Here is a 21,102-nt window from a genome sequence, read left to right as displayed (position 1 = left end):
CTAAAACTCACAAATTGGGCAGTTAAAGAGTTCTGCTGTCTGATACAAGAGGATAAATTGAATTGATAGAACTCACCTATAATTTAAAACTTATAGTTATGGAAACGACAGAAACTTACTCTTCTAACAACCGATATTGGTGGCTAATGCTAATTATCGGTATTCTTTCTATTCTTTGCGGTATATGGGTATTCAGAAATCCGGTTGAATCCTATTTTGCGCTGGCGGTTTATTTCAGTATCATGTTTATCCTGTATGGGATCGGTGAAATTGTAAATGCATTTGCAGGACAACGCTACCGGAACTGGGGCTGGGGCTTAGCCGTCGGAATACTGGATTTGGTCATCGGATTTATATTATTAGGTAATCTAGCCTGGGCAGCCGATCTGTTACCTTATGTCGTAGGATTTATCTTAATGTTCGTAGGTATCGGTTTTATCGGTCAATCCAGTCAAATGCAATCTTTCCGTATTCCTAATTGGGGATGGGTATTGACAGGAGGAATCCTGACCTTAATTTTTGCCTTTTTGATTATTTTCCATCCGCTTTTCGGTATATTCAATATTATCGTATGGACAGGTCTGGCCTTTATTTTCGGAGGTATATCCGCCATTTTCTATTCTTTTAGCCTGAAAAACTAAAATCCAACAGGAGAAATCTTATAATTTACCTCTTTCCTTTGGACGGTATAGACAACCTGTCAATCGGTGGAACTACAATCTTCGATAAAATACAATGATATCGGGAGACTAATTCCACCGATCAACTTTCGGAAAAGATTCGTCCTTCAGGCTTAAAACCGTTAATCTGTCCGGAAAGGCTTGTCCTCCCTTTTTCCCCCGGTATTTACAATAAATAATGTCCCAAAAAGGAAATAAAAGCACCGACTACGACAGAAGCCAATAAAAGCGGGAATGCACATCTTGAACTTCCCCGCCCCGAGGTAATCACCAGAGGGAGGGTCAAAACTGCAGACACGATCATACCTTTCCACCACCATTGTGTCCAAGGTAAACTCAGGTGATAAACCACATAGGGCATGATCAAAAACAACACAAAAGCCGATAAAACAGTATATTTATCTGCCTTTCTTTTGAATAAAGGAATGATACCGATAAATGCCGATACCAAACCAATTAATATAATCGTCAGATAAGCTCTCATTACAATTCGAACAGGTTATATTTTAAATTAAAGTCTCTCCTTGCCACACACAACAATCGGGAAAATCCAGGTTGATTTCCCGGTCTTTCTTAAACAAGCCATAAATAGCCGATCCGCTCCCGCTCATACTCACAAATTCAGCCCCCCGCTCATACAATTGCTGCTTCAATAAAGTTAGAGAGGGATATTTTTGAAAAACAGTCGCTTCAAAATCATTCCGGATATATTCTTTCCATGTATTTACCGGAAGTTGTCCGAGCTGACGCAGATCATATCCGGCCGGCCGGGGAGTGATCCCTGCATATGCTTCAGGCGTAGATACTCCGAAAGAGGGTTTCACTATGATGATCCGATAACCGGCCAACGTAAGCTCTATCGGCTCCAGCAACTCCCCCTTACCGGAAGCAAATGCCGGACGATCATCGATAAAAAAAGCACAGTCACTCCCCAGGCGGGCAGCATAAGTTACCATCTTTTGCCCGGAGAGACGAAGATCGAAAAAAGCATTCAAAGCTTTCAGCATAAAAGCTGCATCCGCCGATCCCCCCCCTAAACCGGCACCGAAAGGGATGATCTTATGTAAGTGTACTTGTATGGCCGGCAAATGAAAATCGGCAGCCAACAAGTGATAAGCTTTAATCACCAGATTTTTCCCGGGATCTCCTCCCACTTCCAGACCGGTATTCTTAAATCGGAAACTCCCGCTTTCTCCTTCTCCCCGCCCAATTTCGAGTATATCAGACCATCCCACCGGGAAAAAAATCGTTTCCAGATTATGAAAACCGTCATTTCTCTTCCCGGTCACAAAGAGACCGATATTTATTTTCGCATGTGGAAAAACAACCATGGAGTAATCTTTTATTTTAAACTTTGCAAAGATACCCTTTTTTTGTAACTTCGTCCACAGGGAATCTGTATATATTTCCGATAGTCGTTCAAATAATTACTTAATATTTTAGCTATGAAAAAAACATGGATCCTGTTATTGATATTTTTTTCAGCAGGAATTTTGTCATATGCCGATGCCCAAAGTGTGAAAAATTTGAATACGAAAGAATTCAAAGTACAGATTTGGGATTTCGAAAAGAATAAAGACTGGAAGTATCTCGGTGATAAACCGGCCATCATCGATATGTATGCCACCTGGTGTCCACCTTGCAAAAAACTATCTCCTATTTTGGAAGAGATTCAAAAAGAATACGGAGATAAACTTCAGATCTATAAAGTGGATGTGGATAAAGAACCGGCATTAGCTCAATTATTCAATGCCTCCAGCATCCCACTGATGCTCTTTATTCCCGAAAACGGCAAACCTTTTACGGTAACCGGGTTACGTCCGAAAGAACAAATAACAGACATTATTAATGAAAAACTAGAAGTAAAAAAATAACGACCGTACCTCCGGCACCGAAAAAATAAGTACCGGAGATAACTCCACACTCTCCCCGTACTTCTGAACTAAAGCTTCAAAAGCACAGCAATCATCTTGCAAAACAACATCGATAAAATAACCTTTTCCCTATTCGATATCAAACACGCACAACCATACACATACCGGATCGATACTGGTACTATCGAGCCGATGTTTGCAATTTTTGGGAATATGCAGGTAATCTCCTTTTTTCAATGTCACTTTGCGGTCCTCAAATTCCAGTGTAGCCTCTCCCTGAATCAGTAATATAAATTCATCGTTCTCCTGATCGTACCAAAATCCTTTGGGCGAACTATGACCGGAAGAAACGATCCGGTCGATCCGGCAATTAGGAGATTTAAAAAGCAAATCGAACTGTTCCTCTTCACCAGCCTCAGCTATCTGAGCAAAAATATTTTCAGGTTTCATATACATTCTGAATAAAAATCAGAAAATTGATTTCAAATTAATAGTATTTCAGACTTTTTTCTGACTAATTATAACAGAACAAAGATAAAACTTGTTATTCTAAATGACAACGTTTTCGATATTAATCTTACATAAAGACTTTCCAACTCAGTTTTCCCCTTTCAGATTAGGCAGACTGATGTGATACTTTACAGCCAGAATCCGGATCAGGATGACAGAAACAGCCCCGATGATCTGTGTCAGTGTCGAATTTAAACCGGAATACAGACAGAGATAGTAAACCAAGCCACCGAACACACAAGCCAGGGCATAGATCTCTTTTCGGAAAATCAAAGGGACTTCATTGATCAGGGTATCCCGCAAAACTCCTCCGGCGGCTCCGGTGAGAGTACCCATAATCAATCCTACCCACATGGGGTAACCATAAGTGATGCTTTTCTCGATACCGACAACGGCGAATAACCCTAAACCGATGGCATCGAAAATAAAAAAAGTATTATTCAACCTGATGACATATCGCCCGAACAGAATAACAAATCCCAAAGCCAGGGCAGTCACGATCAGATAGGAAGACTGCAACATCCAGAACGGGGTAACATCCAGCAACAAATCCCGAATCGTTCCTCCTCCGACAGCTGTAACGAATCCAACCACATAAGCCCCGAACCAATCGAAGCGTTTAGCAGAAGCCAAACGGATCCCACTAATGGCAAACGCAAATGTACCGATATAATCAATAAGCGTCAGAAAATTCATCGTTCCTCTTCAATTAACTACCTGTAAAAAATAACTGTCCGATTTTGAGAGCGCAAAAGTATAAATTTCTGACTATTTTTCCATTTATCCTTTTATTTTTGTACAATCAAAATTTCCGAAAATGAAACCCGATGAATATTACCAGAAACAGATAGACCACTATACCGCCCGTTTAAAGCAAATAAAAAAACGGCGCAATCTGATTACATTGGCCAAATTGCTCACTTTCGGCTATATGATCTTTTTGATCTACCTCCTGATCAACCATAGTACTCAACCTCTCTTACTTTTGGGTATAGGAGCTATTCTCGTATTCATTTTTTTGACTCTATGGGATTCCCAAATCATCTACCGGCAACATCTCATCGAAGAACTACTTCGTATAAACACGTTGGAATCGGATTATTTAGCCGGTAATTTCTCTGCTCTCGACCAAGGCGAAAGGTTCAACGATCCTGCCCACCCTTATGCCCATGACCTGGACCTATTCGGGGAAGATTCCCTCTTCCAGCATTTAAACCGGACAGTGACTTTTTCCGGCACCCAAAAGTTGGTATCCTGGTTATTATCTCTCAGCAAAGACCCGGAAGTCATTCATTCCCGTCAGCAAGCGGCAGAAGAATTATGCGCCGAACCGGAATGGTGTCAACACTTTCGTGCTGCCGGAGCACTCCATCCGACCCAAGCCCTCGATGCGGTCATTTTAAAATCAGGACCGACCGAATCCCCATTCTTTTCAAAACATAGCACAGTCCGTCTGATTTTATGGATAGCCAACACGATTGTAATCGTTTCGTGGGCGGTAACGAGCTTTACCCCCCTGCCTTTTTCCATTTCCCTTGTGCTATCCCTATTACAACTTTCGGCATTGGCCTTATATATTAAAAAAATCAATGCCTATCATCAACGGCTCAACCTGTTTCTGAAAACCATCAGCAATTATCTTCCTTTAGTCCGGTTAATCCACGATCAATCTTTCCGTTCCCCTTATCTTCAGAAAATAAGACACAGCTTGTTTACCCCGGAGAGTAATTCCCTGCAAGCTTTGACTCAACTTCACCGGATACAGAACAGTCTCGACCAACGGGGTAACATTGTCATCGCTTTCATTTTAAACGGACTATACCTCAAAGATTTCCATACCCTGCTCCGTCTGGATCACTGGAGAAAGAAATATGGACCTGACATCGAAACCTGGACAGACGTCCTTAGTGAAGCCGATGCCTTGATCAGCATGGCCAATTATCGTTTCAACCATCCTGCTTATTGCCTCCCGGTCATCTGTCAGGATCGATTATTAGACACCGAAGAAATAGGACATCCTTTACTAAAAAGCGAACGAAACGTCACCAATGATTTCAGTATCCGCTCCTTACACCAAATCGCCATTGTCACCGGAGCCAATATGGCCGGTAAAAGTACCTTTTTGCGTACAATCGGGGTAAATCTGATTTTAGCTCAATCCGGGAATGTCGTTTGCAGCCGCTATTTTGCTTTTCAGCCCATGACGCTTTTCACCAGTATGCGGACTACCGATAGTCTGTCTAAAGACACTTCCTACTTCCACGCAGAGCTTCTCCGGCTTCAACAACTAGTTAACATCGCACAGCAGGAAGACAAAGTATTCATCATTTTGGACGAAATGCTGAAAGGAACAAATTCGGTGGATAAATTAAACGGTTCATTGGCTTTCTTAAAAAGGATACTCTCTTACCCTATCTCCGGCCTCGTTGCAACCCACGATTTGGCTTTAGGAGAACTGGCTGACGATTTCCCGGAACATTTTTTCAATGTCTGCTTCGAGATTGTCCATTCCGGTAGTCAAATTACGTACGATTACAAACTTCATCCCGGTATCAGTAGTAATATGAACGCCAGTATCCTTTTAAAACAAATGGGCTTGATATAATTATCCCCTTATCAGGTAAAGTAAACAGCAGCTTCTGCAGGAAACCTTTACCGGACCATTTTCAACCAATTCCTGATTATTCCAGACCCACAATCCGAGATGTAAGACTCCGGATGAAACTGGATACCATGGATAGGTAATTCAGTATGATAAAAAGACATGATATGACCTTGTTCATCTATTGAGCTGGTAATCAATTCTCCGGGCATTGTTTCGGGATCGATCACCCAGGAATGATAGCGGCCCACTTGAATCGGATCGGCCAAATCTTCGAACAGGGGATCGTGTTCATCTACCTTCTTCAAAACACTGCGATGTCCATGCAAAGGGCGAGATAAATTATATAACGAAGCTCCGAATGTCTCTGCAATCGCCTGATGTCCCAAACAAATGCCCAATATCGGATGAGTATACTTACAGAATTCGATCAGTTTTAACAGTTCCCCGGCTTCGGCCGGAATACCCGGTCCTGGCGACAAAAGAATCCCTCCATAATCCCCTAAGCCAGAAAAATCGATCTTATCATTACGGACTATATCATAACCAACAGGAACAACAGCTTCCCGAAGCAACTGAATCACATTGTATACAAACGAATCGTAATTATCGATAACGAGCACTTTTTTCATGAATACAAAAATAACAAATAAAATAGATTTATTTCGCAACATGCTGCAATCCGAATTATCTTTGCCACGGATTTTATAACACAAAGATGAAAGCAGAAATTGTACGGGAAGAGATGAACCGTTGTGGTAGAGCCGGCATTCCTTTCCTATTTGGAGTAGATTTCGAGGGTATCCATGGATTTTTCGTCGAAAAGCCCTTAAGTGATCCATCCGTTTATTTTACGATCGGAACCATCGGTCATTATAAAACGCCCCTTTCCCCTATTCCGGAACCTCGTATAAAAATTCTTCACAGTAGCTTTGAAACATACCAGGAAAAATTCAGGATCGTACATCAAGGCCTGTCACGCGGGGATAGTTTTTTGCTCAACCTGACCGAAAGAACCCCCATCGAAACCAATCTCACTTTAGAACAAATCTTTTATCACAGTCAGGCCCGCTATAAACTTTTACTTCCTGACCGATTGGTTTGCTTTTCTCCCGAAAGCTTCGTCCGGATCGAAAATAATGAGATCCTATCTTACCCGATGAAGGGAACCATCGATGCCACTTTACCCGACGCAGAAAACCGCTTGCTTCAAAATCATAAAGAAACATGCGAACATTATACGATCGTCGATCTCATCCGGAACGATCTGAATATTGTAGCCACTCGTGTACAAGTGAAACGCTTTCGTTACGTAGAAAAGATTCACACTTCCCAGGGTGAGATATTACAAACCAGCTCGGAAATCAGCGGGCAATTACCCGACGGATGGCAAAACGAATTGGGAACACTTTTATTCAAGCTATTACCCGCCGGTTCTATTTCGGGTGCCCCTAAAGCAGCAACCCAAAAGCTGATCCGTCAAGCCGAAGGATTGCCCAGGGGATATTATTCAGGAGTATTCGGTTATTTCGACGGCCAAACGCTCGATAGTGCCGTACTGATCCGATTTATAGAGAAAGTAGATAACCGGTATTACTTCCGCAGTGGCGGTGGTATTACGGTCAATAGTCAGGCAAAAGAAGAATATCAGGAAATACTCGAAAAAATTTACTTACCCATCCAGAAATAGAAATAAAATAATGATAAAAAACGCCTTTATAGAAAGTCTGAAAATTGTCGACGGCCGTTTCATACATCCCGAACTTCACTGGCAACGTATAACCGACACCCAGCGGGTACATTTCGGGAACAGTACCTTCCTTCCTTTATCCTCCGAATCAATACCGCCAGACAAGCGTCTCGGTACCCTAAAATGCCGCATCATTTACGATCAGGAAATCAGAAAAATCGATTTCGAAACCTACTCTCCCCGCCGGGTTCATACTTTAAAACTTGTCGACGGCAGCGGCATCGATTATACTTTTAAATATGCAGATCGGGATAAACTGATCCAATTGCAGCAATCTAAAGGAACATGCGACGAAATCCTGATTTATCAAAACGGTAGGATCACCGATACCAGTTACAGTAATGTCGTTTTTTACGATGGAAACCAATACATTACCCCTTCTACTTATTTACTCAATGGCACGAAACGTCGTTATCTTCTCGAAAGAGGCATCATAAAAGAACAGGATATCGGCCTCGGAGACCTCCCCCGATTCCGGTATCTCTTTCTGATCAATGCAATGCTGGATTTGGAAGACAACATTCAAGTGAAAATCCGGGATATTTCATAAAGTTATTTATATACATATTTACGCTAAATGCAGAATTAGTAACGAACTAAACCTACCACTTTTACCGTCGATAATTTTCACTCCTGCCGGTAAAGTCACCCCTCCCACCTACCTGATGAATACGAATCAAGACGATTCCCGATGGATAACTAACAGAAAAGGACGAGCTGCGATCGGAATTTCACCTCAAAGAAAGGGACGTTTTAATTGGATAAAAAAATATCTCTTTAGCTGGACAAAGATAATTATTTTTCTTTTTTTAAAACAATTATTTTCAATCTATTACGTATACATCAATCAAAATCTATCAAAACTTATTGTATTCCAATTAAAACGTCCGTTTATGAAAGATCAAATGTTCTTTATCTTTACGATTTTATATCTCACATGTTCTGCCTGGATCACCGACCATAAAGCTCCTTTCTGTTCCGTCGACAAAGGAACACAACTTCTTTACCAAATCGACAGTGAACAGGCAGAGAGGTACTATTTCCAACAGACGACAGAAAAGATCGAAAACACTGATTCGCTGTCAGTCATTCACTATACAGGAACCCTTTGGGATAAAAAACGAACTGTGGTCATTCCCTCTTTTTCATTTACCACTTCCTGTGTACAAAAGCATGTGAATACTTATCTGCCCAATTTTATTCACATCCGGAAAAACGAGACCTGCCAATTCACCGGCCCGGGCTTCTTACTTCCCGGTTCACTCTCTGTCGGACAACACCTCGAAGACGGATATATGACCATCCAACAAAGCAGTCTGCAAACCCGAATAAGTCAAAAGAACCGGGTTGTAACGGCTCAAACCCGTATAAAAGTACCAGCAGGAGATTTTATTTGTTATAAAATCGAATCTAACCTACAGACCACTTGTTTAGGTATAACGACACGTTATAAAATTTCTACCTGGTATGCCCAAGGAATAGGCATCATCAAATCTGAAATTTATCGGGAAAACAAAAAGTTAATCGGCAGGCAACTTTTGCTGTCCATAAAAAATAAATAACTATTACAAAACGATTCGATCTTCTTGCAAGGACATCAGTAATCCGATTACCTCAGAATAATTTTTAGTACCGCTACTCACCTGATTCCCTTTCAGGTAAGCATTGTACACTTGATGTTGTATTTGTCCCATACCGGGATTATATTTTTCACGCCAATATAATAGATGGCTATTATACAATTCTACTATTTCAGGTCGGATCCGTTTTACAATTTCCTGGTACTGCTCTTCTGTAAGTAATCTCCGGGCATTGTTTACCACATAGCCCAGCATAGAGAAATAACCGCTGAAACGAATAGCAGGTTCCTGAGCAGCAGAAGTAACCAGATAGGCGTATAAATTGGCTTCGGCTTCACTGGCGATCCCGAGACGATGAGCCAACTCATGAGCATAAGTAAAAGGATACTCGACACTCAATAACTCCTGATTCAAATTGAATTCAGTAAAGAAAGGCCCCATATATCCTGTCACAGCCACCCGGGACATCAACCGACTCCACAACATCGGCTTTACCCGTAAAAATTTTCCAGGTTCAACTAAACCGAAACGGGAAGCCATCTTTCCATATCCTTCCTGTATAACTCCGGCAACAGGAATTTTACTCATCGGGCCGGCCGTCGTATATCGCTCCAAATACCAGCCCGAAAGCGTATCTCCTGCCTTACTGTAACTCTCGTTCAGTTTGCCGACATATCCCGTTAGAAAATCCTGAAATTTTTCTGCCGAAAATGCTGCTTTAGCTATACCGGTACGCTCGTAAAAAGGGAAACGGAAATAATTCAATCCCCAGGCAAAATAAAACCAAATATATACCCACATCAGGACACGTATGATCGTCCCGACTGTTTTTTTCGCCCCTTTTCTTTTCCGCCAGGCATAAAAAGGATAAATCAAAATCCACAGACAAGTACCGACGATAAAACAATCGCCCACAGAAAAAGGAAATAAAGAAGAAAAAGCAGAGAGCAAAGTCGAAATAAAGGGATAAAACAGGCAGGCATACGCCTCGGCCCAAGACGGTATCATGCGGAATATACCGATCATTGCTATCAGAAACAGAGGGATACCCCAGCTAAATCCATATTTTTTCTTCATTTTCATAGCTACTTGAATTCAAGACAAAGATCTTTATATTTTTTCTTAAAAACTCATAAATCATTGTATTTTTGTTTTTTATAAAAACAGGAAAGATTACAAAAGTTTTATTAGTTAATTTCAGGTATCGTAGTCTTGTAACTAAACACCGACCGACCATTTTAGTGCGCGTCTCAGTAATTATCAGGCGAATAGAAAAAATAGCCTACTTCCCTAAATTATTTCAGAAAATTAAAATAAATCATTTCTATTTTAAAGTAAGCATTTTCATATATTTGTTACAACAGAAAAGTTTCGAACAGAAATAGATATTAATTATTATAAAACGCACATAGAGATGTTGTTACCTTTTGTTATCTCCCACGAACTACCCCTGACTGATCCGGTATTGAAATTTTTATTGATACTGGTAATTATTTTATCAGCCCCTTTGCTCCTCAACAAACTGAAAATTCCTCATTTATTGGGATTGATTATAGCGGGTGCGATTATCGGGCCTAACGGCCTTAACCTGGTTCTTCGGGATAGTAGTATTATTCTATCGGGTACAGCAGGTTTGTTGTACATCATGTTTTTGGCCGGCCTGGAAATCGACATGGGGGATTTTAAGAAAAATAGTGGCCGGAGTTTCGTTTTCGGTATGTATACGTTCTTGATTCCGATGGCTTTGGGAATCGTTGCCGGCCTTTACGTACTTCATTTTTCTATGGAAACCTCCATCCTATTGGCCAGTATGTTCGCTTCACATACTTTAATCGCCTACCCGATTATCAGTAAATTAGGAATCACGAAAGATAAATCGGTTACGATAACCGTCGGAGGCACTATGATTACCGATATGCTGGCATTACTTGTTTTAACAGTAATCGTAGGCATGGCAACCGGTGTCATTGGAGAACATTTCTGGACCCGATTGAGTATATCGATCGTCATATTCGTTTTATTTGTAGTAATCGCATTTCCTATTGCCGGACGTTGGTTTTTCAAGCATGTACAGGACAGCATATCACAATATATTTTCGTTTTGGTCATGGTTTTTCTGGGTGCTTATCTGGCCGAACTAGCCGGTATCGAATCGATTATCGGTTCATTCCTGGCCGGTCTGTCCCTCAACCGGTTGATTCCCCGGAGTTCTCCGCTGATGCACCGGGTAGAGTTTATCGGTAACTCGATTTTTATCCCTTTCTTTCTGATCGGAGTAGGTATGTTGATCGATTACCGGGCTTTTTTCACCAGCTTCGATACAATTAAAGTCGGTATTGTCATGATCATTGTCGCCACAATAGCTAAATATGCTGCAGCTTGGCTGACTCAAAAAACTTTCCGTATGTCCGTCGACCAGCGAAGAATCATTTTCGGGCTGAGTAATGCCCAGGCTGCAGCAACGCTGGCTGCCGTCATGGTGGGATATAACGTCATTCTCGGTCAAACCCCCGAAGGCGAACCAATCCGTCTCTTAAATGAAAGCGTATTGAACGGCACGATCCTGATGATCCTGGTTACCTGTACAATGGCTTCCTTCTCTGCTCAAAGAGGGGCTCATAATCTGGCAGCCACGGCTTCATCCGAAACCGATGAAACAGGAGACCACAAAGAACGTATTCTAATCCCGCTGAGTAACGAAGACACGGCAGAAGAATTGGTGAATCTCAGTTTGGCTACTAAATCGAAAAAGAATACTCATCATTTATATGCGCTGAATATTCTGGACAATAAAGTTTCAGGAGACGACCAGCAATTGAAGAAATCCCGGCGTCTGCTGGAAAATGCAGCCTTAACGGCAGCAGCGACAGATACCCATCTTCAGGAATTGCAACGCTATGACCTGAATGTAACGAACGCCATATTAAGTGTGATCCTCGAACACCGTATCACTGACCTGGTATTGGGACTACACAAAGAAAAGGGAATACCCAGTTCTTTTTTGGGAAGAATCACGGAAGGTATCCTGGATTACAGCGATGTTACTACGTTGATATATAAACCAGCACAACCCCTCTCTACCATGAAGCGCCATCTGGTAGTCATCCCTGTTCAAGCCGAAAAAGAGGCCGGATTTCCCCAATGGGTTGCCCGGGTGTGGAACGTTATTCAGAATACCGGGGCCAAAGCCATATTTTACGGTTCTTCGGATACCCTCGGCCGCCTCAAAACATTGCTTGGGAAACGAGGTGGGGAAATGGAATTTACCGAATTCAGCGATTGGGAAGATTTTCTGATTGTATTCCGGGATGTTCACAAAGACGATAATTTATGGATCGTAATGAGCCGCCACAATGGTATCTCTTTTAATCCCAGCATGAATCGTATCCCGGGTTATCTGAACAAATATTTCCAACAGAATAGTTTTATACTGGTATATCCTCTACAGGCCAATGCCTCTGCCAACAGATACCTGACCTAAAAGGCTCCGGATCAGCTTGTCGGATCAGGAGCCCGAATAGTGAAACTGATCGTTGAAAATAACCCCTGAAAAACTACCGTTTTCATGTCGGTCTGCCGGTACCGGCAGACCGACATGTGCCAAATAAACCGCCATCCCCAAAGTTTTCATATAAGTCGACTTCCCTGCCATGTTAGGACCTGTCAGAAAACATACGTCCCGACGGGGCATATTCTGTCACTGTTTCCGAAGCCCAACGATATAATTCAACAGTTTCCCCAGCATTTTCATATATCCGATTGCGATATGCATTACTTCCTGGTAGGCATGAGCGGTCAACAATTTACCAGATCGAAGCCCGTTTTTCCGGTGCCAGATACATCGGATCTCCTTCCTGTATACCGAAAGCTTCATTCCAGCCGTTTATATGTGGCAGAGCGGCATTCACTCTCCAACGTCCTAAAGAGTGAACATCCATCTGAGTCAACAAACGAATCTGTTCATCGCGGATATTTCCTGCCCATACATTTGCATAAGCCAAATAAAAACGCTGTTCGGGGGTAAAACCCTCTACAATCCCTAGCGGCTGATCCTTCATTGCATGATGAAATGCCTGGAAAGACACTTGCAATCCGCCATGGTCCGCAATATTTTCACCCAAGGTCAACTGTCCGTTGGCATGAAGTCCGGGCAAGACCTCTATCCGATCGAACCAATCGACCAACACTTTAGCTCTCTCTTCAAAATTTTTCGAATCCTCGGCAGTCCACCAATCTTTCAAATTACCGTCTTTATCGTACTGACGCCCCTGATCGTCGAATCCGTGTGTCATCTCATGTCCGATGACCACTCCGATCGCACCATAATTAAAAGCATCGTCAGCATTCATATCGAAGAAAGGATACTGTAAAATACCTGCCGGAAAACAAATTTCATTGGTGGTCGGATTGTAATAGGCATTTACAGTCTGAGGAGTCATCAGCCATTCGGTCTTATCGACAGGCTTGCCGGCTTTCGTCAGCATATAATCGAATTCAAATTCGTTAGACCGTAAAATATTAGCCCAATAGGAATCGTTTTTAATTTCCAAAGCGGCATAATCTCTCCAGCTATCCGGATAGCCGACTTTAACATATATGGCCGCCAATTTTTCCAACGCTTTGGCTTTTGTTTCATCGCTCATCCAAGTCAGTTCCTGAATACGTTCCCCCAAAGCTTTCCGAAGGTTACCTACCAGTTTCACCATCCGTTCTTTGGCAGCAGCAGGAAAATATTTCTCGACATACATCTGTCCGACAGCTTCTCCCATAGCCCCGTCTACAGCAGCGACAGCTCTTTTCCAGCGCGGTTTCATTTCCTTCACACCCGAAAGTACCTTTCCATTAAATTCAAAATGTTCTGCAACAAAATCGTCACTCAAATAGGGAGCGGCTGCATCGATCACTTTCCATTCCAAATAAGCTTGCTGGACTTTCAGGTCGGTATTGTTCAAAATACGAGCCACCTCTTTAACAGGCTCGGGTTGGCCCAAATTCAATTCCGTAATCCCCTGCAACCCCAATGTAGCGAAATAAACCTCCCAATCTATTCCGGGAATTTCTTTTTTTAATTCTTCTACCGACATTTTATGATAATTGGCATGAGGATCCCGCATTTTTACTTTTTCATAGGCAGCTTCGGCCAATCGGGTTTCTATAGCCATAACGTCGGCAGCAGCCTGCCGGGCTTCTTTTTCTTCCCAACCGGCCAACTCGAACATCTTCACGATGTGTTCCTGATACTTGGTACGGATCTCTTTACTGTGCTCATCTTCCTTCAGATAATAATCCCGATCACCCAGCCCCAGACCTCCCTGATAGGTCTGCACCAGATTCATGCTGCTGTTCATATCGTCCGGACCGATATAAATACCAAAATAAGGTCCAAAACCTTGACGGGTCATTTCAGCCACCAAAGTCACCATTTCCTTCGGAGTTTTTACAGCCTTTATTTTTTCCAATACCGGCTGGATAGGAGTACTTCCGTCTCCATTGAGCTTGACGGTATCCATAGCCATATTATACAAATCACCGATTTTCCGGGCAACACTTCCCGGCTCGGGCTTCTTAGCTGCCAGTTCTTCGATCAACCCTTGCATCTGCTTCCGGTTATTCTCAGCCAGCAGATCGAAAGAGCCGAACCGTCCATACTCATCGGTCAAAGGGTGTGCCTGCATCCATCCACCACAGGCGAATTGATAGAAATCCTGATTAGGAGTTACCGATCTATCCAGATTAGCAACATCAATCCCTCCGGTTTGGGTAGCTGCTTTCTTGTCGTTACAAGCGGCTACACTTAAAGCCAGAGCTAAAATTGGAAAATAAAATTTTGTGTTCATTATAAATTCACTATAAATTACTTAAATCCTAACCGATGATCTTCCGTATAACTTTCTTATACCGATCATCCTATTTAAAACGAAACACAAAAATAAAAATTAATACCTCAATCCAATCAGAAAACGACACAAAATATACCCACCGTTCCCCCTAACTGTACCGATCCTCATCGTTCGGCAACCATTCAGCTTACAAACCACTTCCCCCTTTTAGACAAAGGGATCACCGATTTTATACCAACCTGTTTTTCAATTCAGAGGGTAATTCGGGCATAGCACCGTGTCGGGTACACACATAGGCAGAAACCTCTACCGCCAATTGATGGGCTTCGTGTACAGAACGTTCTTTCAGAATAGCCGAACAAAAAGCTGCCGTAAAAGAATCTCCTGCTCCGACGGTATCGGCCACCTTAACTTTAGGAGTCTCTACAAATGAAACTGCACCGGGGCTAAAGACGTAACTTCCGTTGATCCCGCAGGTAAGAATTAACATTTTCAGGTTATATTTCCCAAGCAATATCCAGCATTTATCTTCGAGATCGATCCCCGGATATCCGAACATCCGGCTAATCGTTATCAATTCCTCATCGTTCAATTTCAGAATATTACACCGCTCGAACGATCTACAAAGCACTTCCTGAGAATAAAAACCCTGACGGAGATTGATATCGAAGATCTTATAGGAATTTTCCTCAGGCATCGCATCGAGAAAACGGTTAATTGCCGCACGCGACACTTCGTCACGCTGTGCTAACGATCCGAAACAAATCGCCCGGGATTGGCGTGCCAGCGTTTCTAATCCGGGAGTAAAGGGAATATTGTCCCAGGCCACTTTTTCCTTTATCTCGTAACCCGGAATTCCGTTCTCATCCAGTTGTACCTGTACCGTCCCCGTCGGATAGGGAACCCGTTGAATGAAATATTTCAATTGTTTATCGTCAAAACTTTCCAGGATCTCGTCTCCCAGCCGATCATCCCCGACAGCACTAATAACCCGGCTATCGAACCCGAACTGAGAAGCATGGTAAGCAAAATTAGCCGGAGCTCCGCCTAGTTGTTTACCTTCCGGGAGCATATCCCACAGGACCTCTCCCATTCCGACAATTGTATTATTCATAAATGATAATTATTTATCCAATTTAGATAAAATAAGCGTCAAAGCCCCATCGCCGGTCACATTACAAGCTGTCCCGAAGCTATCCTGCAAAGCAAAAATAGTCAACAACAGAGCGGTTCCGGTTTCGTCAAACCCTAATACGGAAATAACGATGCCCAGAGAAGCAATAACCGTTCCCCCAGGTACTCCCGGAGCTCCGATAGCAAAAACTCCCAGCAGAACGATGAAAAGCACCATCGTAGACATAGCCGGCAAAGCCCCGTAGAGAATCAACGATACCGTCATGACAAAGAACACTTCGGTCAATATAGAACCACATAAATGAATGTTAGCAAACAAAGGAACGGCAAAATCGACCACTTCTCCTTTGAGTACAGGACTTTTTTTGGCAGATTTAAGCGCAACCGGTAAAGTAGCCGCCGATGACATCGTTCCCACTGCTGTCAGATAAGCCGGACCATAATACCGTACCACCTGCCAGGGATTTTTCCCGGAAAACACACCCGCAGACAGATATAAAAAGAACAACCAAATAAAATGCGCGGTCAAAACGATTCCCATTACATTCAGAAAGACCGGCAATTGACGGGTGATAGATCCCTCATAACTCAAGGCACAAAAATTTGCAGCAATAAAAAAAGGCAAAATCGGAATCAGAATCCGATTGATCAGCAGTAATACCATTTTTTGGAAATTGTCCAAAATAGTCTCAAATATCTGAGATTTTGTCCAAACAGTAGCCAAGCCAACCATAATGGCCACCACCAAAGCCGTCATCACACTCATCACCGGAGGAATATCCAGTTTAAAAACCAGTTCCGGAATTTCTTTCAACCCCTCGGTAGCCGGACTAATAGTCAGTAACGGGATCAGCCAATAGCCTAAAAACATGGCCATAAAAGCAGCTCCGACAGACGAAAGATAAGCCAATCCTAATGCCCATCCCAGCATCCGTGAAGCATTCCCTTTCATTTTTGCGATAGAAGAAGATATAAAAGCCAGAATAATCAAGGGTACCATAAAGAAAATAAGCTGTCCCAAAATATATTTCAGGGTGACAACGACATTCATAAACCCTTCCCCTACGACAAAACCTAATAAAATACCGGCAATAACAGCCAACACCAATTTAATAATGGTACTGGATAAAATCTTTTTCAGCATAGCTCGAAATCTAAAATAAATTCAAATATAGGAAACTTTAACGAAAAAACAAGGACAAAGTTTTAGAGAAGAGCCATAATTTCCCTTTCAGTTATTTCACTGCTTTCAAAAGACCCGAATAACTAGAATTACACCTTAATCAGAATCCCGCATTGATTTGAGTAATTGCCTTTCCGATCGCTTCGGAATACATATTCACTAATTCGGCCAAATTCATACAAGTGTAGGCTACGATTACAGTAATGATAATCATTAACAGAATCTGGATCAATAATTGGTTACCTCGCGTTCTCATGACTTTTATTATTAAGAGATGACTAAATTATTTTCTTGTCCTAAAGTTAGAAAATTATTTTCAATTTAACAAGAATTTAACACACAAAATACATTTTTTCAGTAAAAATTTTTCGATTCATCGGTTCCCTGTAAAACGCTTCCGGTTTCTATTCTCTTTTTAAGGTTTTTCACTATCTTTACGCCGGTAAGATATGCTCCGAAGGCAAAATTTATGTTTGCCTCCCGGTGTCTCAATCTTTGACCAACAAATTTAAATGCCATGATTAAACACATCGTACTTTTCAAATTGGAAGAAAGTGAGCATAAAAACGTCCGGTTACAGGAAATCAGGGACCGTCTGGAAGCTTTGGTACAAGTGATTCCTGAATTAAAAGAAATGCAGGTAGGTATCAATGTCAACCCGGAAGAAAAATGGGATTTCAGTCTGGAAGCAGTAGTAGCCGATCTTCACGCTCTGGAGGTATATGCCAACCACCCGGCCCATCAGGAAATCGTCAAAACTTTAATCGCACCGGTCAAAGTGGACAGGGCGTGTGTCGATTACCGGTTCTGATCGATCTTATATCCGGTAATACTTTACCGCGTGTGCTTGCTCAACCACGTAAAAAACAAGAATTATGCAAAAAACAGTATCTCTCCCCTTCATGTTATTGGGGATTTTATTCAATGTATGTTTAGTAGCTTCCAATCTACTGGAAACCAAAGTAATTCAATTGGGTCCCATTACGGCTACTGCAGGGTTGATTGTATTTCCGATTTCTTATATTATCAACGACTGTATCGCTGAGGTTTGGGGATTCAAAAAAGCCAGGCTCATTATCTGGAGTGGTTTCGCCATGAATTTTCTAACCATCGGTTTTGCGCGTCTGGCTATTACTTTGCCTGCAGCACCTTTTTGGGAGGGAGAAGAAAGTTTCAATTTCATATTCGGTCTGGCCCCACGGATAGCTATTGCCAGTCTGTTGGCTTTTCTACTCGGATCGTTTCTCAATGCCTATATCATGAGCAAAATGAAGGTAGCTACCCAGGGGAAATATTTTTCTCTCAGGGCTATTTTATCCACGATTGCCGGGGAGAGTGCCGACTCACTGCTCTTCTTTCCACTCGCTTTCGGAGGACTGATTCCTGTTCAAGCTTTACTGGTTATGATAGCCACACAAGCTCTTTTGAAATCCCTCTATGAAGTGATCATACTTCCGGTCACGATCCGGGTAGTAAAATACATCAAAAAGATCGACCAAACGGATGTCTACGACAAAGATATTTCCTACAATATCATAAAAATCAAGGACCTTTAAAACAGGTCCTTGTACGGCTATCCTTTTTTCAAAAAACGCAAGCCCGTCGCAACCAGCATATCGATTCCGACCCGTATAGCCCGCTCGTCGGGTGCCATTCCCGGATTATGCAAAGGACACATTTCCTCTGCTTCCGGTGGCCGCACCCCCAAAGTCCAGAAAACACCCGGCAATTCCTGCAAATAAATAGCAAAGTCTTCCCCTAAAGTCAAGGGTTCCGATTCGACGATCTGCCGCACTTGCGGCAAGCCTGCCGCCAGCTTCTTCACTTCCTTTGTCAATACCGGATCATTGACCAACGGAGGTAATCCATTCCAAGGCATATCGGGTACAAAACGACAACCGTATAAATCACAAATAGCCGGAGATTTCTCATCGATCAATTCAAAAATCCGGTGCCTCAACGCATTATCATGTGTACGCACCGTGCCCATCACCTCTACCCGATCCGGTATCACATTATTGGCTGTTCCCCCATGAATAGAAGTAATCGAAAGCACTGCCGGGATGAGAGGATTACGGAACTTAGTAATAATAGTCTGATAAAACTGGATCAGGGCCGTAGCTGCCAAAATAGGATCGGACCCCAGCTGAGGCATGGCCGCATGTGTCCCTTTTCCTTCCACTGCAAAAATAATATTATCGGAAGAAGCAAAAAAGGCTCCCGGACGTATACCGATCTGTCCAACCGGTAATCCGGGAAATACATGCTGACCGAATATGGCTTTCGGTACGGGAGGTTCCAGCAAATGAGGCAATAATAATCTTGCTCCTCCGGGACGTTTTTCTTCACTCGGTTGAAAAACAAGTTTCAGGGTCCCACCCAACTCTGCCTCTTTACTTTTTAAAATAATAGCCGCCCCCAATAACATAGCAGTATGCATATCATGTCCACAAGCGTGCATCAGCCCGGGAGTCTCCGAACAATAAGGTAATCCGGTATCTTCCTGTACCCGCAGCGCATCCATGTCAGCCCGTAAAGCGACACAATCGGCTCCTTCACCCAAAGTGGCTATAATTCCTGTCCCGTAAGTTTTATAAGGTATTTTATATTCCTTCAGTACGTCGATGACAAAAGCTTGCGTCTGAAATTCCTGGGTAGAAACTTCGGGATGCCGGTGCAACCAACGCCGGAATAAAATAGCCTGCTTATAAATTTCTTCTGAATCCATCGGTTTAAATTTATCGGTACGATAAATTTCAGTTTATAAAATCTGTGACAAAAGTATATATAAATTGCAAATTTTTAATTTTAAACATCCAGGTTATTTTTAGGAAACTTCATTTACCAATGTCTTTCCATCGATAAAATCCTGTATATTTTGCAAGGTAGTCTCTGCAATATTGTGCATTGCTTCCCGGGTAAAAAATCCCTGATGTGAGGTAACGATGACATTATTGAACGAGAGTAAACGGGCCAGGACATCATCATCGATAATTTTATCCGATTGATCTTCATAAAAATACCCCTCTTCTTCTTCATAAACATCCAATCCGGCAGCTGCTATTTTTTTACTTTTCAACCCTTCGATCAAGGCATTGGTATGGATCAATTGTCCCCGACTCGTATTTATGATTATCGTGCCTTCTTTCATTTTAGCGATAGACTGTGCGTCGATCATGTTTTTGGTCTGATCAGTCAGGGGAACATGCAAAGAAATCATGTCTGCTTGTGCATACAGACTATCCAATGAAACATAAGAGATCCCGACCTCCCGGGCATATTTTTCATCCGGATAAAGATCATAAGCCACTACTTTCATACCGAACCCCTGCAAAATCCGGATCAGAATCCGTGCAATCTTCCCAGTCCCGATAATTCCGGCTGTTTTCCCATTCATATCGAATCCCATCAGGCCATGTAAAGCGAAATTACCATCCCGGGTACGCCAATAAGCCCGATGAATTTTCCGGTTCAAAGCCAACATCAGTGCAACAGCATGTTCGGCAACTGCATAAGGAGAGTAAGCAGGTACCCGAACCACTTTCAATTTATCTTTAGCAGCAGCCAAATCTACATTATTATATCCGGCAGCCCTTAAAGCGATCAGTTTGACCCCGTAACCGGCCATTTGCTCAATAATTGCGGTATCCGCCGTGTCATGCACAAAAATACAGATCGCATCCATTCCTTGGGTCAAGACCACATTATTCCGGTTCAACTGCCCTTTGTGGTACAGAATCTCAAAACCATATTTTTCATTCACCTCATCAAACGAAGCCCTGTCATAAGGTTTTGTATCAAAAAATGCAATTTTAAAAGCCATATCTCTTCATTTTAAAATTAAAACAACCTCCTGTCATCTATTTATTACAGGTGAGTTCTATCAATTCAATTTATCCTCTTGTATCAGACAGCAGAACTCTTTAACTGCCCAATTTGTGAGTTTTAG

At 42.3% G+C, this 21,102-nt stretch carries 22 protein-coding genes; 9 read left to right on the top strand and 13 right to left on the bottom strand.

Features of this window, described 5'->3' with window-relative positions:
- Positions 1-98: 98 nt before the first annotated feature.
- Positions 99-641, top strand: coding sequence for an HdeD family acid-resistance protein (locus WS42_RS10645; RefSeq protein ID WP_013610917.1), 543 nt, complete (start codon positions 99-101; stop codon positions 639-641).
- Between the two features lie 205 nt (positions 642-846).
- On the opposite strand, the gene WS42_RS10640 is transcribed toward WS42_RS10645, so the two are convergent.
- Both WS42_RS10640 and ispE read right to left on the bottom strand, forming a co-directional pair.
- Complete coding sequence (locus tag WS42_RS10640) at positions 847-1,164, bottom strand: hypothetical protein (protein WP_013610916.1); 318 nt, start codon at positions 1,162-1,164, stop codon at positions 847-849.
- 22 nt (positions 1,165-1,186) lie between these two features.
- A complete protein-coding gene (gene ispE, locus WS42_RS10635) occupies positions 1,187-2,011 on the bottom strand; it encodes a 4-(cytidine 5'-diphospho)-2-C-methyl-D-erythritol kinase (RefSeq protein ID WP_013610915.1) in 825 nt (274 codons plus the stop codon).
- 114 nt (positions 2,012-2,125) lie between these two features.
- Here ispE and WS42_RS10630 point away from each other — a divergent pair, with 114 nt between their 5' ends.
- A complete protein-coding gene (locus WS42_RS10630; protein ID WP_046406005.1) occupies positions 2,126-2,554 on the top strand; it encodes a thioredoxin family protein in 429 nt (142 codons plus the stop codon).
- A 129-nt stretch (positions 2,555-2,683) separates the two neighbouring features.
- On the opposite strand, the gene WS42_RS10625 is transcribed toward WS42_RS10630, so the two are convergent.
- Complete coding sequence (locus WS42_RS10625) at positions 2,684-3,004, bottom strand: cupin domain-containing protein (RefSeq protein WP_046406016.1); 321 nt, start codon at positions 3,002-3,004, stop codon at positions 2,684-2,686.
- A gap of 147 nt (positions 3,005-3,151) precedes the next feature.
- Complete coding sequence (locus WS42_RS10620; RefSeq protein ID WP_013610912.1) at positions 3,152-3,760, bottom strand: trimeric intracellular cation channel family protein; 609 nt, start codon at positions 3,758-3,760, stop codon at positions 3,152-3,154.
- A 121-nt stretch (positions 3,761-3,881) separates the two neighbouring features.
- On the opposite strand from WS42_RS10620, the gene WS42_RS10615 reads away from it, so the two are divergent.
- Entirely contained in the window at positions 3,882-5,669 is a 1,788-nt protein-coding gene (locus WS42_RS10615; RefSeq protein ID WP_022161037.1) for a MutS-related protein, read from the top strand.
- A 47-nt stretch (positions 5,670-5,716) separates the two neighbouring features.
- Here the strand turns inward: WS42_RS10615 and WS42_RS10610 are convergent, their stop codons facing one another.
- Positions 5,717-6,298 carry an anthranilate synthase component II gene (locus WS42_RS10610; RefSeq protein WP_041557156.1) on the bottom strand — a complete coding sequence of 194 codons (582 nt, stop codon included), beginning with the start codon at positions 6,296-6,298 and terminating at the stop codon, positions 5,717-5,719.
- A gap of 86 nt (positions 6,299-6,384) precedes the next feature.
- On the opposite strand from WS42_RS10610, the gene WS42_RS10605 reads away from it, so the two are divergent.
- The 3 genes from WS42_RS10605 (at position 6,385) to WS42_RS10595 (ending at position 8,978) form a co-directional block, all read left to right on the top strand.
- On the top strand, positions 6,385-7,356 hold the full coding sequence (locus WS42_RS10605) for an aminodeoxychorismate synthase component I (protein ID WP_013610909.1): 972 nt from the start codon (positions 6,385-6,387) through the stop codon (positions 7,354-7,356).
- 10 nt (positions 7,357-7,366) lie between these two features.
- Positions 7,367-7,966: an aminotransferase class IV gene (locus WS42_RS10600; RefSeq protein WP_013610908.1), complete on the top strand. Its 600-nt coding sequence runs from the start codon at positions 7,367-7,369 to the stop codon at positions 7,964-7,966.
- Between the two features lie 343 nt (positions 7,967-8,309).
- Entirely contained in the window at positions 8,310-8,978 is a 669-nt protein-coding gene (locus WS42_RS10595; RefSeq protein WP_013610907.1) for a TapB family protein, read from the top strand.
- Positions 8,979-8,981: 3 nt separating this feature from the next.
- Here the strand turns inward: WS42_RS10595 and WS42_RS10590 are convergent, their stop codons facing one another.
- Positions 8,982-10,079, bottom strand: a complete 1,098-nt coding sequence (locus WS42_RS10590) for a DUF3810 domain-containing protein (protein ID WP_013610906.1) — start codon at positions 10,077-10,079, stop codon at positions 8,982-8,984.
- 331 nt (positions 10,080-10,410) lie between these two features.
- On the opposite strand from WS42_RS10590, the gene WS42_RS10585 reads away from it, so the two are divergent.
- Positions 10,411-12,477, top strand: coding sequence for a cation:proton antiporter (locus WS42_RS10585; protein ID WP_022161039.1), 2,067 nt, complete (start codon positions 10,411-10,413; stop codon positions 12,475-12,477).
- 24 nt (positions 12,478-12,501) lie between these two features.
- Here WS42_RS10585 and WS42_RS10580 read toward each other — a convergent pair whose 3' ends face one another.
- From WS42_RS10580 to WS42_RS15520, 5 genes are all read right to left on the bottom strand, one after another.
- Positions 12,502-12,687 (bottom strand): MutS-related protein, encoded by a 186-nt coding sequence (locus tag WS42_RS10580; RefSeq protein ID WP_041556322.1) that lies wholly within the window; start codon positions 12,685-12,687, stop codon positions 12,502-12,504.
- Between the two features lie 112 nt (positions 12,688-12,799).
- Positions 12,800-14,833, bottom strand: coding sequence for a M13 family metallopeptidase (locus tag WS42_RS10575; protein WP_022161041.1), 2,034 nt, complete (start codon positions 14,831-14,833; stop codon positions 12,800-12,802).
- Between the two features lie 232 nt (positions 14,834-15,065).
- A complete protein-coding gene (locus WS42_RS10570; protein WP_013610903.1) occupies positions 15,066-15,950 on the bottom strand; it encodes a carbohydrate kinase family protein in 885 nt (294 codons plus the stop codon).
- A 9-nt stretch (positions 15,951-15,959) separates the two neighbouring features.
- Positions 15,960-17,114 carry a dicarboxylate/amino acid:cation symporter gene (locus WS42_RS10565; protein WP_013610902.1) on the bottom strand — a complete coding sequence of 385 codons (1,155 nt, stop codon included), beginning with the start codon at positions 17,112-17,114 and terminating at the stop codon, positions 15,960-15,962.
- A 139-nt stretch (positions 17,115-17,253) separates the two neighbouring features.
- The gene (locus WS42_RS15520) at positions 17,254-17,409 is read right to left on the bottom strand and encodes a hypothetical protein (RefSeq protein WP_022161042.1); all 156 of its coding nucleotides are present in this window, start codon (positions 17,407-17,409) and stop codon (positions 17,254-17,256) included.
- A 261-nt stretch (positions 17,410-17,670) separates the two neighbouring features.
- Between WS42_RS15520 and WS42_RS10560 the strand changes: the two genes are divergently transcribed.
- Both WS42_RS10560 and WS42_RS10555 read left to right on the top strand, forming a co-directional pair.
- On the top strand, positions 17,671-17,964 hold the full coding sequence (locus tag WS42_RS10560; protein WP_013610900.1) for a Dabb family protein: 294 nt from the start codon (positions 17,671-17,673) through the stop codon (positions 17,962-17,964).
- Between the two features lie 64 nt (positions 17,965-18,028).
- A complete protein-coding gene (locus tag WS42_RS10555; protein ID WP_022161043.1) occupies positions 18,029-18,709 on the top strand; it encodes a queuosine precursor transporter in 681 nt (226 codons plus the stop codon).
- A 17-nt stretch (positions 18,710-18,726) separates the two neighbouring features.
- Here WS42_RS10555 and WS42_RS10550 read toward each other — a convergent pair whose 3' ends face one another.
- The gene (locus WS42_RS10550) at positions 18,727-19,881 is read right to left on the bottom strand and encodes a M20 metallopeptidase family protein (RefSeq protein ID WP_022161044.1); all 1,155 of its coding nucleotides are present in this window, start codon (positions 19,879-19,881) and stop codon (positions 18,727-18,729) included.
- A gap of 99 nt (positions 19,882-19,980) precedes the next feature.
- Complete coding sequence (locus WS42_RS10545) at positions 19,981-20,976, bottom strand: 2-hydroxyacid dehydrogenase (protein ID WP_022161045.1); 996 nt, start codon at positions 20,974-20,976, stop codon at positions 19,981-19,983.
- Positions 20,977-21,102 lie beyond the last annotated feature (126 nt).

The organism is Odoribacter sp. N54.MGS-14, from assembly GCF_000980295.1.
GTDB classification, from domain to species: Bacteria; Bacteroidota; Bacteroidia; order Bacteroidales; family Marinifilaceae; genus Odoribacter; species Odoribacter splanchnicus.
The sequence above is the reverse complement of the archived record's forward strand: the minus strand, read 5'-3'. Positions and strand labels throughout refer to the sequence as shown.